Annotated in this window: 2 protein-coding genes and 1 pseudogene; all 3 read left to right on the forward strand. The window is 39.4% G+C overall.

Features of this window, described 5'->3' with window-relative positions:
* A pseudogene (locus ACFIL8_RS10530) lies at positions 1-77 on the forward strand (phage antirepressor Ant); the annotation flags it as partial.
* A 12-nt stretch (positions 78-89) separates the two neighbouring features.
* Positions 90-422 (forward strand): hypothetical protein, encoded by a 333-nt coding sequence (locus ACFIL8_RS10535; protein ID WP_375689719.1) that lies wholly within the window; start codon positions 90-92, stop codon positions 420-422.
* A gap of 18 nt (positions 423-440) precedes the next feature.
* Positions 441-1,196, forward strand: coding sequence for an antA/AntB antirepressor family protein (locus ACFIL8_RS10540; RefSeq protein WP_375689721.1), 756 nt, complete (start codon positions 441-443; stop codon positions 1,194-1,196).
* Positions 1,197-1,237 lie beyond the last annotated feature (41 nt).

The following is a 1,237-nucleotide window of genomic DNA, read 5'->3' on the forward strand; positions in this document are numbered from 1 at the left end:
TCATTCCTTGCGCAAAAATTACAGCAAAAGGAATTGGTGTGCTGTCTCAAGAGCTTAAAAGACAAAGCATGCATTAAGAGGAGGTTATTATGATAAAAAAGAAATACGAACTGACTGATGAAATCGATATGATTTATTTGCGTCAATTTTCAAACTTTTTAATTGACAAAATACTATCAGTATGTCTATTGTCGAATCAGGTGCCTGAAAAACGCCTTAAACACATAGCGGATAGATTGCCGAAACAGTCTTTTCTCCGCCAATTAAAAACTTTGACTCGTTGTATGCTACACGCATATAATGGTTTTGTCGGGTGTGGTTATGCTATACAATACCCTTTTGGGAAAGGCATAACGACGGGCTATGTGCCGTGTTTTTCAGCACCCGGCGCTCTTCATAGAGTGTCAATGAAAAACATTTAAGCACATAGGAGCCAAATCATGGCGCAATATTTAATCGACATACACAAAACTATGATTGATGGTGATACCGTTCAGACCGTTAATGCGCGTGAATTACATGCGTTTTTGGAAATAGGAAAAGATTTCTCTACTTGGATTACAGACCGTATCAACAAATATAATTTATTAGAAAATCAAGACTTTGTTTGCTCCCCGATTTTGGGGAGCAAAGGCAGGGGTGGTCACAATCGTAAAGATTATCACCTCACCTTAAGCGTAGCTAAAGAACTTTCTATGGTTGAGAATAATAAGAAAGGTAGAGAAGCGCGTTTATACTTTATTGAGTGTGAAAAACGGTTAAAACAAGTAGCCGCACCACAAATGGATCTTGCCAATGCTTTGGAAAATCCTCTTACGATTAAGCAACTCCTTTTAGAGAGTATCAATCAATTAGAAGACTTAAGAAATGAGGTGAGTACACTCAAGCCTAAAGCAGAAGCTTTGGAAGGTTTAAAACGCTCTGATGGTTTATTCGGTCTTATCGAAGCAGCGAAGATGTTGGAGGTGCGCCCAAAGGACTTAACCAATTACTTGCGTAAACATGATTGGGTGTATCGACGGGCTCCAGGGGCGCCTCTGTTACCTTATCAGGATAAAATCAAAAAAGGTTTCATGGACTGTCCTGCTATCACTATCCAAAGACCAGATGGTACAGAAAAGGTACTCCCTTCAACAAAAATCACATCCAGAGGATTGGCTTGTTTGAGAGAACAAATCTTTGGGGGTGTGCAATGAATACCAGTATCGACTTTTTATGTGATTTGTGGATAGCGTTG

Source organism: Bartonella sp. AP57NXGY, from assembly GCF_042195805.1.
Lineage (GTDB): Bacteria > Pseudomonadota > Alphaproteobacteria > Rhizobiales > Rhizobiaceae > Bartonella.

What these genes read in the sequence shown, in the direction of transcription:
- ACFIL8_RS10535 (WP_375689719.1), top strand. Translation starts at nt 90, where the DNA reads ATGATAAAAAAGAAATACGAACTGACTGATGAAATCGATATGATTTAT.
- ACFIL8_RS10540 (WP_375689721.1), top strand. Translation starts at nt 441, where the DNA reads ATGGCGCAATATTTAATCGACATACACAAAACTATGATTGATGGTGAT.